The sequence below is a fragment of the Mycolicibacterium aromaticivorans JS19b1 = JCM 16368 genome, from assembly GCF_000559085.1.
Taxonomy (GTDB): Bacteria; Actinomycetota; Actinomycetes; order Mycobacteriales; family Mycobacteriaceae; genus Mycobacterium; species Mycobacterium aromaticivorans.
The window spans coordinates 2,751,486-2,766,300 of sequence record NZ_JALN02000001.1; the positions used below are offsets into that span (position 1 = coordinate 2,751,486).

Genomic DNA, 14,815 nt, shown 5'->3' on the forward strand with positions numbered 1-14,815 from the left:
GTGTTGACTGGCTGCGGTGAGCGCTGCCAAAGACCCTCGCACTGACCGGTCGTCGATCACGCGTGACGCCCTGCTGGTGGCCGCCGAGCGCCTCTTCGCCGAGAACGGTCTGTATGCGGTCTCGAACCGGCAGATCAGTGATGCCGCCGGCCAAGGCAACAACGCGGCTGCCTGCTACCACTTCGGTTCTCGAGCGGATCTGCTGCGTGCGATCGAGGCTCGCCACCATGCCGAGATCGACGAGAACCGCCGAGGCAAACTGGCTGATATGCCGCCGAACCCGCAGTTGCGGGATTGGATCGGCGTCCTGGTCCATCCGTTGACCGAACATCTGCACGCTCTCGGCACGTCCACGACGTATGCGCGGTTCGCGGCCCAGGTGATGGCCGACCCAGCCTGCCGGGAGCTGGTGGGGTCCTACGCGATGACCTCGGAGCGGATGCTCAAAACGGTGCGCGGGATCAACCGGTGCCTCCCGGCCCGCCCGAAACGCGTACGGGTCATCCGGTGGACCATGGCACGAAATCTGTTGATGCACACCTGCGCCGAGATCGAGGGCGAGCGGGCGACCGGCGCGGCGTCGGCGAATTCGAACTGGCTGGTGGTCGGCGAGGAATTGGTCGACGCGTTGGTGGGCCTGTGGGCTGCACCCGACGAGGCCCCGCGCGCCGCTCAGGTCAGGGCTTCTTCCGCCCGGAGTGGCTCAATCGCCACTCCGGCGGGAAGTTGAGGTCGTTGTCCTTGACCACATTATTGAGGCCCTTCTCGAACGTGCCCTCGGTCAGGTCCGGATAGTTGTCCCGGTCGTTGGTCATCATCGGCAACATGCCCTCGACCACACCGGTGAGAAGGCTGCCGAAGTACTCGCCCTTGTGCTGCTTATAGAGTTCGAGGAACGTCTTCTGCACTACGACGGTGTCGGTGGGCCGCGTCTTCGAGCACGCCATCGCGTACTTCAGGGTCTCCGCCTCGAGCTGTTCACGCGGGACAACGCTGTTGATGAAGCCGCAGTCGTACATTTCGGCGGCGGTGAAAGGCCTTCCGGTAAAGAGCATTTCGGAGAACTTCCGCAGGCCCATGGTTTCGGCCCACCACCACAGGCGGGGGCCCCAGCCGACGTAGCGGAATGCGGGGTGACCGAACAGGGCATCGTCGGAGGACACCACCAGGTCGGCGTCACCGGCCTGGTAGAAGTGCCAGCCGTAGCAGTAGCCTTTCGCTTCCACGATGGTGACCTTCTTGCACTCCTGCAGCGGCCGGTTGCCCGCACGCGCCTTGGCGTAGTGGTCGGTGAGTGTGTACAGGTAGCGGTAGGAGTCACCGGGCGGATACTTCACGGTGTCGTCGTTGATCGAAAGCTCGTGCAGCAGAGATGTTCCCGGATTCTCCAGCATCTCGCGCTGTTCCGGCAGGTCGCCGCCGCTGCCGAAGTCGTTGCCTTCACCACGGATCACCACCACCTTGACGTCATCGTCGACGTTGCACTTGTGGATCATGTCGGCGAAGTTCTGCCGCATCCCCATGGTGGTCGAGTTGAGTTCGGCGGGCCGGTCAAAGGTGATGTAAGCAATGCGATTAGCGAGGTCCTTCTCGAACTTGATGTAGGGCTCGGCGTCGCGCTTCATCTGCTCGTAATCGTGATCCATGGTGCGCAGCTCCCGTCGTGCACGCGATGATGCTGCCGACAGCGACTGGCAGCGCTATGGGTGCAACATAACGGGATTCACGCGTGGCCCGCAATAAATCATGCAATTTACTTTGTGGTGATGCCGCTTATCTGGCCGTGACGAGCTTCGACGACACAGCTTCCAGCCGCGCAGGCACGTGCTTGTGCCAGGGTGTCCCGGCGTAGGGATCTCGCCAGTCGGTGGAGGTGAGCGCGTTCGGCGCCACCCCCGGAACGCGGCGTTGCCCGTCGGCGTCGACGTAGTCGAGACCGAACCCGTTGGGCAGTGCGGCGTGCCCGGCCATCATGGTCGCGCTGATCTCGACGGTGGCCTCGGCGCTGCCCGCGGCGGTGGTGATCCGGACGCGGCCTCCGTCGACCAGGCCGAGCGCTACGGCGTCTTCGACGCTGACGCGCAGGGCACCGTCGGCATCGCGCTTACGCCAGGACGGATCCCGCAGGATGTCATTGGCGGTGAACGCCCGGCGCTCGCCGGCGGACAGCACGATCGGGAACTCCGGGTCGGTCAGTTCCGGCCGGTCGTCGGCTAGCGCGCGGATGTCGTCGAGCATCTCCGGGATCACCAGCGCGATCTTGCGGTCGGGGTGACTGATCAGTGCCCAGTCGTCTTCGTACTCGTGCACGCTGAACGTCACCCCGGACTTGCTCTCCAGAATCGCGTCGAACAGCGCGTTGCCGTCGGCGTGCCCGGCCCGGCGCACGGCGTCGGGGTAGGTGACGGCGGCTTTCTGGGCCAGCCCCCAGAGCGCGGCCGCGCCGGCCAGCCCGTCGGGCAGCGTCGGGCCCAGAGTCTCGTACAAGACGAACGGCAACGCCTTACCCAGCGCCGGATTGGCGGCGAGTTCGGTGAAGAAGGCTTGGGTGTAGGCGTCGCGGCCGTGTCTGGCCGCGTCGCGCAGCGGGCGCAGATCGTCCTCGCTGACCACACCGAGCGCCCGCACCAGCCGAGACCAGATCTCCGGTTCGGGCAATGTTCCGGGAGTGGGCTCGAAAAGCCGGTGGCGCAGGTGGAATTCGTTGCGCGGGAACTCGAAATTGAAGAAGGTGGCTTCCGGTTTCTCGAACTGGTTGGCCGCCGGCAGCACGTAGTGGGCCAGCCGTGCGGTCTCGGTCATCGCCACGTCGATCACCACCAGCAGTTCCAGCGATTCGAACGCGGCGCGGCAGTTCTCCGAGTCTGCGATGGAGTGAGCAGGATTGGCGCTCTCGACGATCATCGCGCGGAATCGGTCTGGGTGGTCGGTCAGGATCTCCTCGGGCACCACGTTAGACGGAACCAGCCCGGCGATGATCGGCGCACCGGTAACCGGGGAGCGTCCGACACCGCTGAGGCTGAACAGCGGCGCGAACGACGAATGCAGATGCTGTCCGCCGGGTTTGGCGAAACTGCCGGTCAGGATCCAGAGCAGCTTGTTGAGGTAGGAGCACAGGGTGCTGTTGGGTGCCTGCTGCACGCCGAGGTCTTCGAACACCGCGACCGAATCGGCGGCGGCGATGCGACGGGCCGTGGCGCGCACCAACTCCACATCCACACCGCTGCGTTCGGCGTACTCGGCGATCGGCACCGTTGCCAGCACGGCGCGTACCTCGTCGGCGCCGTGCACATGCTCGGCGAGAAACACGTCATCGCAGAGGTTTTCCTGCACGAGGACCGCGGCCAGCGCCGCGAGGCACCAGGCGTCGGTGCCGGGCCGCACCCGCAGGTGGAAGTCGGCCATCTTGGCGGTATCGGTGAGAACCGGGTCGATAACGACCATCGAGCGGGCCGGATCCTTGGCGATGTCGTTGAGCACGGTGCGAGCCCGCGGGAAGCTCTGCGACATCCACGGATTCTTGCCGACGAAGACCGACACCTCGGCATGCTCGAACTCGCCGCGGGTGTGCCCGCCGTACAGCTGGAAATCAACCCAGGCCTCGCCGGTCTTCTCCTGCGCCAAGGCATTCGACCGGTATCGCGAACCGAGCAGCTTGAGGAAGGCCCCGCTGTAGGCGCCGCCCAGGTGATTGCCCTGACCGCCGCCGCCGTAGTAGAAGATCTTCTCCCCGCCGTAGGCGTCGGCGATTCCGCGGAAACCTTCGGCGATCTCGGTGATCGCGGTGTCCCAATCGATTTGCTCGTAGCTGCCGTCGGGTCTGCGGCGCATTGGGGAGGTCAGCCGCGCCCGGTTGTTCTGATAGTGGTCGAGGCGCAGCGCCTTGTTGCAGGTGTAGCCCTGCGAGGCCGGGTTGTCCTTGTCGCCGCGGATGCGGGCCAGGGTGCGGACCCCGTCCTGAACGCTGGTCTGCACCACGATGCCGCAGTTGCATTCGCAGAGGATGCAGGCGGTGGGTTGCCAGTCAGCGGACATCGGATCTCCTAAGTGGGCAGTTCGGCTTCGAGCAGGTCGCGCAGTTGCCGATGGACGATGTCGAGCGGTTTGGTGTCGCGCGCCGCTCGGGCGAGCACGATGGCGCCTTCCAACGCGGCGGTCGTGGTCACCGCCATCTCGTCGGCGCGGTCCTTCGCAATTCCGTCGGCCATCAGGCGCGCAGCGATCAGGTCGTTCCAGCGGGTGAACGCCTCGGCGGCCCGGTCGATCACCGGGTTGGCGTTATCCGGCTCCCCGGATTCGACGGCGACGGCCACCACCGGGCAGCCGGCGCGGTAGTCGGTCTCGAGCAGGTTCTTGCGATAGAAGCGGGTCAGCCCGTCGAGCATCTCGAGGCTGTTGGAGGCTTTGGCCAACTTGTCCGCCACAAAGTCAGCGACGTAATCGACTGCCTCGCTGAGTAATTGAGCGCGCCCGCCGGGAAAGTAGTGGTATGCCGAGCCGCGCGGAGCCCCGCTGTGCGCCAAGACGTCGGCGATAGCGGTGGACTGCGCTCCGCGCTCGCGGATCAACAGTGCGGCGGAGGCGACCATCCGTTCCCGGGGGCTCGTCATGCCTATGTATGTAACCATACATAATCGCGTGGCACCAGAGTGCGGCCACCGACTCGGCGCTCAGCGCGCGTCGGAAGCCCGAGAGCGCAGAGTCGATGACCGGAACGCGGCATCCTCCCCGACGACCAGCGCAGTAACGTCGCCCGAATGTCGTACTTCAGCCGGGTGTCCGGTCACTCCTACCGCGCCAACGAGCATGCCGGCGGCGCGTGGAATCTCGCCGAACAGCACATCGCCCCGTCGTTCGGACTGCTCGCGCACGCCATCGAAACCGACCGGGACGCCCGCGGGAACGGACATCTGGCGGTGGCGCGGCTGAGCTACGACATCCTGGGGACGGTGCCCGTCGGTGTCGTCGAGGAGGTCGAGGTGCGGGTGCTCCGGCCTGGCCGAACCATCGAACTCGTCGAAGCCACTCTGACGCACCAGGACCGCGCGGTGGTGCTCGCGCGAGCCTGGCTGATGAAGGGTTATGACACGTCGGCGCTACGCGGCAGCGGTCTGCGGCCCATTCCGTCGCCGGCGGAGATGCCGGAATGGGATCCGAGTGCGGTGTGGCCGGGTGGTTTCATCGCGTCGGCCGAGGTGCGACGTGCCGAGGAGCGACCAGGCCGAGCCGTCTACTGGGTGCGCACTGCGGTGCCGCTGCTCGACGGCGAGCAGGTGAGCCCGCTGGCCCGCGCGGCGGGATTGCTCGATATCGCCAACGGGATGGCGGTGCTGGTGGATCCGCGCGAGGTGGCGTTCCCCAATCTGGATCTCACCGCGCACTTTTTCGCCGAGCCGGCTGGCGAGTGGGTGGGCTTCGACACCGCAGTGTCGATCGGCCCCACCGGAATCGGATTGACGCACAGCATCATTCACGACGCAACCGGCCCGATCGGTGCGGTGTCGCAGAGCTTGACCGTCCGGCCCGGTTCCGGAATCGGGTAGGCCTCAGACCGCGGCGAAGTTGATCGTGCTGGTCGCGGCCAGCTCGTTGTCCTCGCCGCGGTGGATGTCCACCTGCACCACCACCGAACGCTTGCCGGTGCGCAGGATCTTGGCCACCGCGCGGGCCGGGCCGACCTTGATCGGCCGTAGATAGCGGACGAACAGGTCGGTGGTGGCGATGCCGAACCCGAACGGGGTGGCGCGGGAGGCCAGCTGCCCGGCGGCCACATCGGCCATCGTGGCGATCAGTCCGCCCTGGAGTCCACCCGCGGTGTTCGTGGTGCGCTCGTCCACCGGCATCTCCAGGACGACGGTGTCGTCCGTCGCTTCGACGACCTGCAGGCCGAGCTGGTCGAACAACTCCCGAAGCGAGCGCGGTGCGGTCATGGAGAACGACGTTACCGCGCGACGCTAGACCTGGACCTTCGCTGCCGCGGTTTCCGGCATCGGCTCGTAGCGGGCGAAGGACCGGGTGAACGACGCGGCGCCGTGGGTGAGGCTGCGCATATCGATCGCGTACCGGGTCAGCTCCGCCTGCGGCACCTCGGCCCGGATCAGAGTGTGGTTCTCGCGGGCCTGCTCGGTGCCCAGCACCCGACCCCGCCTACCGGACAGATCGCCCATCACCGCGCCGACCAGATCGTCGGGCACGTCGATGGTGACCTCGTCGACCGGTTCGAGCACATCGATGCGGGCCGCCGCGGCGGCCTCCCGCAACGCCAGCCCGCCGGCCATCTGGAACGCCATGTCGGAGGAGTCGACGCTGTGCGCTTTGCCGTCGACCAGCGTCACCCGGATGTCGACGACGGGATAGCCGCCGTGCACGCCGCGCTCCATCTGGGCGCGCACCCCTTTCTCGACGCTCGGGATGAACTGGCGGGGAACCGCGCCGCCGACGACCTTGTCGACGAACTCGAAGCCGCCGCCCTGCGGAAGTGGCTCCACTTCGATGTCGCACACCGCGAACTGGCCGTGTCCGCCGGACTGCTTGACGTGGCGGCCGTGGCCCTTGGCAGGACCACCGAAGGTCTCACGCAACGGGATCCGGACTTCGACAGTGTCGACGTTGACGCCGTAACGGCTCGCCAGCGCGTCGAGCACCACGCTGGAGTGCGCTTCGCCCATACACCACAACACGATCTGATGAGTTTCGGGGTTCTGCTCGATGCGCAGCGTCGGGTCCTCGGCGGCCAGCCGCTGCAAGCCGACCGAAAGCTTGTCTTCGTCGGTCTTGGCGCGGGCGGCGATCGCCACCGGCAGCAGCGGCTCCGGCATGGTCCACGGTTTGAGCAGTAGCGGATCTGTCTTGTCCGACAACGTGTCTCCGGTCTCGGCTCGGGTGAGTCTGCCGATAGCGCAGATGTCACCCGCCACCACCTGCCTGGCGGCGCGCTGCTGCTTACCCAACGGGAACGACAGTGTGCCGATGCGTTCGTCTTCGTCGTGATCGGCGTGCGTGTTCGCCTCGAAGAAGGCCGAAAAATGGCCCGACACATGCACTGTGGTGTCGGGCCTGATGGTGCCGGAGAACACCCGGACCAGGCTGACCCTGCCGACATAGGGGTCCGACGTCGTCTTGACCACCTCGGCCAGGAGCGGTCCGTCCGGATCGCAGGACAGGCCGCCGCGGGCCACGCCGTGCGGGGTGTAGACCTCGGGCAGAACGTGCTCGGGCGGTGACGGGAAGCCGCGGGCGGCGACTTCGAGCAGCTCGACGGTGCCGACCCCGGTGCCACCGCAGACGGGGATGACGGGGAAGAACGCGCCGCGCCCGACGGCCCTCTCCAGATCCTCGATCAGCACGGTCTCGTCGATCACCTCACCGCCGAGATAGCGCTCCATCAGCGATTCGTCCTCGGACTCCTCGATGATGCCTTCGATCAGGGCGCCACGATGCTCGTCGATCCGAGCGGTGTACGTGTCGTCGGGCGGATGGACGGTCCGGGTGCCGGCCCGGTAGTCGTACTGGCTGCCCGACAGCAATCCGACCAAACCTGCCTCGGTGGGCAGGTACAGCGGTAGGACCTTGTCGCCGAAGGCATCCTGCGCCGCACGCAGCGCGGTGTCGTAGTTGGCGCGGGCGTGATCGAGTTTGGTGATCGCCACCGCGCGTGGCATTCCGACGTCGTCGCATTCATGCCACAGCCTCTTGGTCGCCTCGTCGACCTCCTCGTTCGCGGCGATCACGAACAACGCACACTCTGCGGCGCGCAGGCCGGCCCGCAGCTCACCGACGAAGTCGGCGTAGCCCGGGGTGTCGATCAGGTTGACCTTGATCCCGTCGTGTGGGATGGGTGCCAGGGCCAGCCCGACCGAGCGTTGTTGGCGGATGGCCGCATCGTCGAAATCGCACACCGTGGTGCCATCGACCACCGAGCCGGCCCGTGGGAGGACGCCGGAGGCGACAAGAAGGCTTTCGACGAGCGTGGTCTTGCCGGCACCGGACGGGCCGACGAGCACGACGTTGCGGATGGCGGCCGGACTGTCCGCGGCGGGAGCCGATCGGGCGGCCTGGGAAGTGTTCGTCTTGTCGGCCATGACAAACCTCCTGGCGCGCGCAGGCGCGCAGAATCGATGTAGCCACCATCCACCCGATGCCGCGGTCGGCACAAGGGATCGATGTAATTCAGGCGGTGGGCGCTGACATTCGGGTCGGCTCGAGCCGGCCGCGGAGCACCTCCGAGGCGTACTCCACCCAGTGCGCACGCTCAGCGGTGTCGGCGTTGGTCAGGGCGGCGTTCGAGCACAACGCGCGCTCGCCGGTGGCCTTGGCCCGATCGGCAAGGCGCGCAGCCTCGTTGACCGCATCGCCGATCACCGTGTACTCGTAGCGATGCTCGGCACCGATGTTGCCGGCGAACACCCGTCCGGCCGACACCCCGATGCCGAAGTCCACGACGGGAAGCCGCCGCAGCGCGACCGTCAGCGCGCGGGCGGTCGCCAACGCGTCGGACGCCGCGCGGGGACTGGGCAGGGGCGCACCGAACACCGCCAGCACCGCGTCGCCCTGGAACTTGTTGATCAGGCCGTGCCGTTCGTCGACCGAATCGACGACGATCTGGAAGAAGTCGTTGAGCACCCCGGCCACCTCGGCCGGCGAACTGCTTTGCGCCAGCTGCGTCGAGCCGACCAGATCGACGAACAGCACGGCCGCCTCCCGAACCTCGCCGGTGAGGCTGTCGGCGTCGCTGACCGCGCGTAGCGCCACGTCCGTCCCCACGTGGCGGCCGAACAGATCGCGCAGCCGGTCGCGTTCGGCAAGCCCGGCCACCATGCGGTTGAAACCGCTTTGCAGCCGCCCGATTTCGGAACGTTCGTAGACGTCGACCCGGGTCCCGATCTGGCCGCGCTCGACCTTGGCCATGGCGGCGACGACGTCATGCACCGGGTCTGAGATGGACAGCGCGACGATCGCCATGCCGCGCAGCCCGACCAGAACCGAGATCACCGACAGCACGATGACGGGAATCTCGATCGACGCGTTCTTCTGGATGATCCAGCCGCTGGCGCGCATCAGCACCACCACCGCGATCCCGATGCTGGGCAGGGCACTGCTCATCAGCCACATCAGCAGCAGCCGCGGCAGCACGCCCGGTGCGGTGTCGCGCCCGGGCGCCGGCCCCATGACAGCCGCGGTGATCGGGCGCATGGGCCGCTGGATCAGCAGCAGCGCGGCGCCCGCCGAGGTGGTGATGCCGAACAGCACCAGCATGCCGATCAGCCAGGCCGCGGCGGCGCCGCCGTCGCGGTTGATGACGAACATTATGGTGCCGCTGATCAACCAGATGGCCGCCAACAGCGCCGACTGGTGACGCAGGAACCGCTCGACGAACACCTGATCGCGATGGGTTGGCGGCTCACCCGCGGTGAACCAGCGCAGCCTGCGGTCGACGACCAGGATCGCGTAGCCGATCGATCCGGCGAAGCCGAACACCGACAGCGTGACCGAGGCGATCAGGGTGTCGGTTCCGAAGACGGTCTCGGCTTGGGGCACCAACTCGTGGCGCAGCGGCATCACCAGCGCGGTCAGCTCGACGCCCGCGAGGATCTGCGCGAGCACGAGGGCGAGGGCGTAGCGGACCTTCAGCCTGCTCGCCGTCATGGGTTCAGACGCTACTGCGACAACCGGGCAGAATCATGCTCTCCGAAAATGAGAGTAGTGCTTCCGATGGCGCTGCCCGCTGCGTAACATCCGCGCTGTGAAGTTCGGGATTCCACTGGGTGGCGTTCACCCCGGCCTGTGGCGGGACCTGACGGTGCGGGCCGAGGAGTTGGGCTACGAGTCGGTGTGGCTTCCCGAGCATCTGGTGCTGCCCGCCGAGATGTCCGGCAGCCCCCATCACGGCGACAGTCATCCGCCGATTCCCCCGCAGACGCCGATGTTCGACGCGATCGCGTACCTGTCGTATCTGGCCGGCCAGACCAGCACGATCCGACTGGGCACCTACGTCTACAACATCGGCTTGCGCCACCCGTTCGTCAGCGCCCGCGCGGCCACGACGCTGGACGTCGTCTCGGACGGCCGGTTCGACTTCGGGATCGGCGCCAGCTGGCTGCGCGAGGAGTGGGACGCCGCGGGTCTGGACTTCGGCAGCCGCGGCGCCCGCGTCGACGAGGCGCTCGAGGTGTGCCGCGCGCTCTGGACCGAGCCGACCGTCGAGCACCACGGCCGGTTCTTCGACTTCGACGCCGTCGCCTTCGAACCCAAGCCGGTGCAGCCGGGCGGACCGCCGATCCACGTCGGAGGCGACGGCCTGCCCGCGATGCGCCGGGTTGCCCGGTTCGGGTCCGGCTGGATCCCGATGAACCACACCCTGGACCAGATCCCCGGATCGGTGCAGAAGCTCTCGGCGCTCTGGGCTGAACACGGACGGATCGGAAAGCCCGAGGTGACCGCGTCGGCCCCGGCCGATGCACCCGCAGATGTGCGCCGCGCGGCCGATGCGGGCATCGACCGGATGATCGTCATGCCGTGGCGGCGTACCCGCGAGGCGCTCGACGGCATCGCCCGCTTCGCCGATGCCGTGCTGAATCCATCGCGGAGGTGAGGCCGTGACGATCACGCCGTCGGACATCCTGCTGACCGGCCAGGTGGCGGTGGTGACCGGCGGTGGGACCGGCATCGGTCGGGGGATCGCTGCCGGGCTCACGCAATTCGGTGCGACGGTCGCCATCTGGGAACGTGACGCCGACAGCTGCGCGGCGACCGCGGCCGAGCTGGGGGTGCTCGGCATCGTGGCCGACGTTCGTGACAGCGGACAGGTCGACGCCGCACTGGCGCGTACCCGCGACGAGCTCGGACCGGTCAGCATCCTGGTCAACAACGCCGGCGGGGTATTCGCCTCCCCCCTGCTGGACACCAGCGAAAACGGTTGGGACGCTTTGTACAAGGCGAACCTTCGACACGTTCTGCTGTGCACGCAACGGGTGGCCAGGCAGCTGGTCGAGGACGCCCGCGGCGGCAGCGTCATCTCCGTGACCTCCATCGAGGGGGTCCGAGCGGCACCTGGATACGCGGCCTACTCCGCGGCGAAGGCCGGGGTCGTCAACTACACCAGGACGGCGGCCTTCGAACTGGCGCCGCACGGTATCCGGGTCAACGCCATCGCACCCGACATCACCGTCACCGAGGGCCTGCTGGCGCTGTCGCCGAACGGGATACGGCCCGAACTGAGCCAGGCCGTTCCGCTGGGCCGGCTCGGTGATGTCGACGAGATAGCCTCGGCGGCAGTCTTTCTCGCCTCGGACATGGCGCGCTACATCACCGGTCAGACGCTGCACGTCGACGGCGGTACCCAGGCTGCGGGCGGGTGGTACCACGCCGAGGGCGGCGCACGGTTCGGGCCGGCCTGATCAGCTGTCGGCGCGGCGGTCCACGCCGAACAGGACCGCGGACACCAGCACGCACCCGGCGGCGACCGCGATGGTCAACGCCACCGACACCTGTACCAGCAGCGCCCCGGCGACCGCACCGGCCAGCATCGTGGCGATCGAGGCCAACCGGCGGACGGGCTTGGCGCCCGGGCCTCCCGCAACACGACTGTCGGCAGCCAGTCCCGTCACCGTCAGCGTCAGCACCGTGGTGGTCAGGTCGGCGACCGCCATCCGCCGGGCCGTGCTGTTCTGCAGGCCGTACGCGAACGCCAGCGTCGCGACGATGACCGGGCGGCCCACCGTCGAGATGCCGAAGACGCCGGCAGTCGCCGCGACGACACCGAGCAGCGCCGCCTGCACCAGCAGCACCGACATCGGCCACGTCGGCGACGCGGCCACGCGGTGACCGACGGCGCCGCCCACCAGTGCGCCGAACATGAACGCGCCCAACGCGATCAGCGCCATCCACGCCGACAGCCCAGAGCTGGGGTTTGCCGCGAAACCGAGGAAAACGATGTTGCCCGTCATGTTGGCGACGAAGACGTGACCGAGCCCGAGGTAGGACACGGCGTCGATCACCCCGGTGCCCGCGGTGAGGCTCAACAGTGCCGCGATGGTGCGCCGCGACGTGGTGGGTGCGGCGAGCTTGCTCTGCATACGGTGCACAGCAGTCTGAGCGGTTCCCGAATTCCCGACCATCCAGGAACCTTGCGACCGTATGGTGAGCCGGTGACAAGTGATCGCCCCTTGGAGGGCAAAGTCGCGTACGTGACCGGCGGGGCCAGGGGACAGGGCCGCGCGCATTGTGTGCGGCTGGCCCAGGCCGGCGCCGACATCGTCACCATCGACGCCTGCGGGCCGGTGGGCAACCACATCGGGTACGAACCGTCGACCCCGGAGGATCTCGCCGACACCGTGCGCCTGGTGGAGGACGAAGGCGTCAAGATCAGCGCCGGGCGGGTCGATGTGCGCGACCACGACGGGCAGAAGCGGGTGATCGCCTCTGCCATCGAGCAATTCGGCCGCCTCGACGTCGTCGTCGCCAATGCCGGAGTGATGAGCTGGGGCCGCGCCTGGGAGATCCCGCAGGAGCAGTGGCAGGAGATCATCGACGTCAACCTCACCGGGTTCTTCAACACCGTGCAGGCCTGCGTGCCGGCGATGATCGAGGCCGGCAACGGTGGTTCGATCATCGCGATCAGCTCGTCGGCGGGAATCAAGGCCGTGCCGGGCGCCGGGCACTACTGCGCCAGCAAGTTCGGCGTTGTGGGACTGGCGAATTCGCTCGCACTCGAGGTGGGCGAGTACGGGATACGGGTGAACTCGGTGCACACCTACGGTGTCGACACGGCCCTGGGCAACGACCTGTCGATGTACTCGACGTTCGAGAAGCACCCGCACTACGTGTACAGCTTCTCGCCGGGCGCGCTGCCCACCGAGTCGCTGATCGCGCCGAATCAGGTCAGCGAAGTCGTGCTGTTCCTGGCCAGTGATGCGTCGGCACTGCTGACGGCCGCCCAGATTCCGGCCGACAAGGGCTACATGAAGGTGTAGCCCGCCGAGCGTCACTCTGGTGTGACGTTCAGCGCTCAGCGTGACGCTGGTGTGACGCTCGGCGATCTAGGCTTGGGCGCCAAGGCTTTCCACGGCGAGCTCCTTGGCCCAGCGGTAATCGGCCTTGCCTGCGGGGGAGCGCAGCACTTTGTCGGTGCGGATGAACGCCTTCGGCAGCTTGTAGTGCGCGATGTGCTCGCGGCAGGCCTCGGCGAGCTGGGCATCGGTGGCGCTCTGCCCCTCGGCGAACTGCACGATGGCCACCACCTCGCTGCCCCAGCGTTCCGACGGCCGCCCGGCGACCACCACGTCGTACACCGCGGGATGGCTGGCGACCGCGCGCTCGACCTCCTCGGCGAAGATCTTCTCCCCACCGGAATTGATGGTGACCGAATCACGGCCCAGCAGTTCGATCTGACCGTCTTCCAGGAACCGGGCGCGGTCACCGGGCACCGACCAGCGCACGCCGTCGATGGTGGGGAAGGTGCGCGCCGACTTCTCGGCGTCACCGAGGTAGCCCAGCGGAACGTAGGCCCGTCGCGCCAGCCAGCCCTCACCGTCACCGGGTGCGAGTACATGGGCGAAATCCGTTGAGATGATGGCGGTGTCGTGCTGTGGGGTGAAGGTGGCGGCCTTCTGCTCGACGCCCTTGGCTGCCATCGTCGTCATCTGCATGCCGGTCTCCGACGCCCCGACGGCGTCGAGCACCATCAGGTTGGGCAATGCGGCCAGCAGCCGTTCGCGGACGGTCGGCGACAGCGGCGCGCCGCCGTTGGTGATGGTCACCAGCCCGGACAGGTCGTAGTTGCCGGTCTCGATCTCGTCGAGCAGCGGCCGGGCGATCGCATCGCCGACCACCGGAATGCTCAGCACGCGTTCGCGTTCGGCCAGTCGCATGACGGCGGGGGCGTTGAGACGGTCGACGTCGTCGGGCAGTACCATCCAGCCGCCGGTGCTGAACATGTTGAACGCCGCCCACTGCGCCGCTCCGTGCATCAGCGGCGGGATCATCAGCACCGAGCGGAACCCGGCGTTCGTCCGGGCCTGCTCGGCGAGTTCGGCGTACGTCGACAGCGACGTGTCCGATCCGAACGGCCGGCCACCCATCGCCGACATGAAGATGTCGTGCTGGCGCCACAACACGCCCTTGGGCATCCCGGTGGTTCCACCGGTGTAGAGGATGTAGAGATCGTCGCCGCTCGGGGTGGGCATGCCACCGGCCGGCTCGGGCGTGCTGACGATGGATTCGTAATCGACTGCGCCGGGCAACAATTCGTTGCCGGAAGAGTCGGCGACCTGGATCAGGACCCGCAGCTCCGGGAGCCGGTCGCGGATCGCGGCCACGCACGGCGCGAACTCGGCGCCGTAGACCAGGGCCTTGGCGCGCGAGTCGGTCAGCAGGTAGAGGAGCTCTTCCTCCACGTAGCGGTAGTTGACGTTGAAGGGCGCGACCCGGGCCCGGTAGCCGGCGACCATGGCTTCGAGGTACTGATTTCCGTTGCGCAGGTAGAGCCCGATGTGGTCCTGGCCGGATTCGTGCGGCGCCAGTTGGTCACGTTCGGTGTGGCAGCCCAGTCCCTGCGCGGTGAGATAGTGCGCGACGCCGTCGATGCGGGCGTCGAGTTGTGCGTAGGTCAGGCGTTGACCCCGCCAGATGAGAGCCTCGTGATCCGGCAGCGTCTCGGCGACGGTGTGGAACACCGACGAAAGGTCGAAGCTGACGGCGCTGCTCATGGGCGGTCCTCCGGGTGGCCGAGACTAGAACGCGTTCTAGTCTGCCACGGGCGCAGGCGTCGACCCGTGGCGGAACATCACCCAGCGGGACCACCCCACGTCGACGGCGG

General features: G+C 67.6%; 13 protein-coding genes. 5 read left to right on the plus strand and 8 right to left on the minus strand.

The genetic code is table 11. The annotated features are described in order from the left end of the window. The first annotated feature begins 16 nt into the window (after positions 1-16). A complete protein-coding gene (locus Y900_RS13350) occupies positions 17-730 on the plus strand; it encodes a TetR/AcrR family transcriptional regulator (RefSeq protein ID WP_036342385.1) in 714 nt (237 codons plus the stop codon). Here the strand turns inward: Y900_RS13350 and Y900_RS13355 are convergent. From Y900_RS13355 to Y900_RS13365, 3 genes are all read right to left on the minus strand, one after another. Continuing rightward, entirely contained in the window at positions 678-1,646 is a 969-nt protein-coding gene (locus Y900_RS13355) for an enoyl-CoA hydratase/isomerase family protein (RefSeq protein WP_036342386.1), read from the minus strand. The genes Y900_RS13350 and Y900_RS13355 overlap by 53 nt on opposite strands. Before the next feature lie 127 nt (positions 1,647-1,773). Beyond that, a complete protein-coding gene (locus Y900_RS13360; protein ID WP_036342388.1) occupies positions 1,774-4,035 on the minus strand; it encodes a molybdopterin-dependent oxidoreductase in 2,262 nt (753 codons plus the stop codon). A gap of 8 nt (positions 4,036-4,043) precedes the next feature. Then, positions 4,044-4,610: a TetR/AcrR family transcriptional regulator gene (locus Y900_RS13365; RefSeq protein ID WP_036342391.1), complete on the minus strand. Its 567-nt coding sequence runs from the start codon at positions 4,608-4,610 to the stop codon at positions 4,044-4,046. Between the two features lie 147 nt (positions 4,611-4,757). On the opposite strand from Y900_RS13365, the gene Y900_RS13370 reads away from it, so the two are divergent. Next, the gene (locus Y900_RS13370; protein WP_036342393.1) at positions 4,758-5,543 is read left to right on the plus strand and encodes a thioesterase family protein; all 786 of its coding nucleotides are present in this window, start codon (positions 4,758-4,760) and stop codon (positions 5,541-5,543) included. A gap of 3 nt (positions 5,544-5,546) precedes the next feature. Here Y900_RS13370 and Y900_RS13375 read toward each other — a convergent pair whose 3' ends face one another. The 3 genes from Y900_RS13375 to Y900_RS13385 all read right to left on the minus strand — a co-directional run bounded on the left by Y900_RS13375 (position 5,547) and on the right by Y900_RS13385 (position 9,645). Continuing rightward, positions 5,547-5,930 (minus strand): PaaI family thioesterase, encoded by a 384-nt coding sequence (locus Y900_RS13375; RefSeq protein ID WP_036342396.1) that lies wholly within the window; start codon positions 5,928-5,930, stop codon positions 5,547-5,549. A 24-nt stretch (positions 5,931-5,954) separates the two neighbouring features. Then, the gene (locus tag Y900_RS13380; protein WP_036342399.1) at positions 5,955-8,081 is read right to left on the minus strand and encodes an elongation factor G-like protein EF-G2; all 2,127 of its coding nucleotides are present in this window, start codon (positions 8,079-8,081) and stop codon (positions 5,955-5,957) included. 88 nt (positions 8,082-8,169) lie between these two features. Beyond that, on the minus strand, positions 8,170-9,645 hold the full coding sequence (locus Y900_RS13385) for an adenylate/guanylate cyclase domain-containing protein (protein ID WP_036342401.1): 1,476 nt from the start codon (positions 9,643-9,645) through the stop codon (positions 8,170-8,172). A gap of 97 nt (positions 9,646-9,742) precedes the next feature. Between Y900_RS13385 and Y900_RS13390 the strand changes: the two genes are divergently transcribed. Together Y900_RS13390 and Y900_RS13395 are read left to right on the plus strand one after the other, a co-directional pair. Further along, complete coding sequence (locus Y900_RS13390) at positions 9,743-10,591, plus strand: TIGR03619 family F420-dependent LLM class oxidoreductase (RefSeq protein WP_036342403.1); 849 nt, start codon at positions 9,743-9,745, stop codon at positions 10,589-10,591. A 4-nt stretch (positions 10,592-10,595) separates the two neighbouring features. Then, a complete protein-coding gene (locus Y900_RS13395; protein WP_036342405.1) occupies positions 10,596-11,396 on the plus strand; it encodes an SDR family NAD(P)-dependent oxidoreductase in 801 nt (266 codons plus the stop codon). On the opposite strand, the gene Y900_RS13400 is transcribed toward Y900_RS13395, so the two are convergent. Next, positions 11,397-12,074: a YoaK family protein gene (locus tag Y900_RS13400; RefSeq protein WP_036346661.1), complete on the minus strand. Its 678-nt coding sequence runs from the start codon at positions 12,072-12,074 to the stop codon at positions 11,397-11,399. Between the two features lie 72 nt (positions 12,075-12,146). On the opposite strand from Y900_RS13400, the gene Y900_RS13405 reads away from it, so the two are divergent. Further along, complete coding sequence (locus tag Y900_RS13405) at positions 12,147-12,971, plus strand: mycofactocin-coupled SDR family oxidoreductase (RefSeq protein WP_036342407.1); 825 nt, start codon at positions 12,147-12,149, stop codon at positions 12,969-12,971. Positions 12,972-13,037: 66 nt separating this feature from the next. On the opposite strand, the gene Y900_RS13410 is transcribed toward Y900_RS13405, so the two are convergent. Further along, positions 13,038-14,705: an acyl-CoA synthetase gene (locus Y900_RS13410; RefSeq protein WP_036342410.1), complete on the minus strand. Its 1,668-nt coding sequence runs from the start codon at positions 14,703-14,705 to the stop codon at positions 13,038-13,040. Positions 14,706-14,815 lie beyond the last annotated feature (110 nt).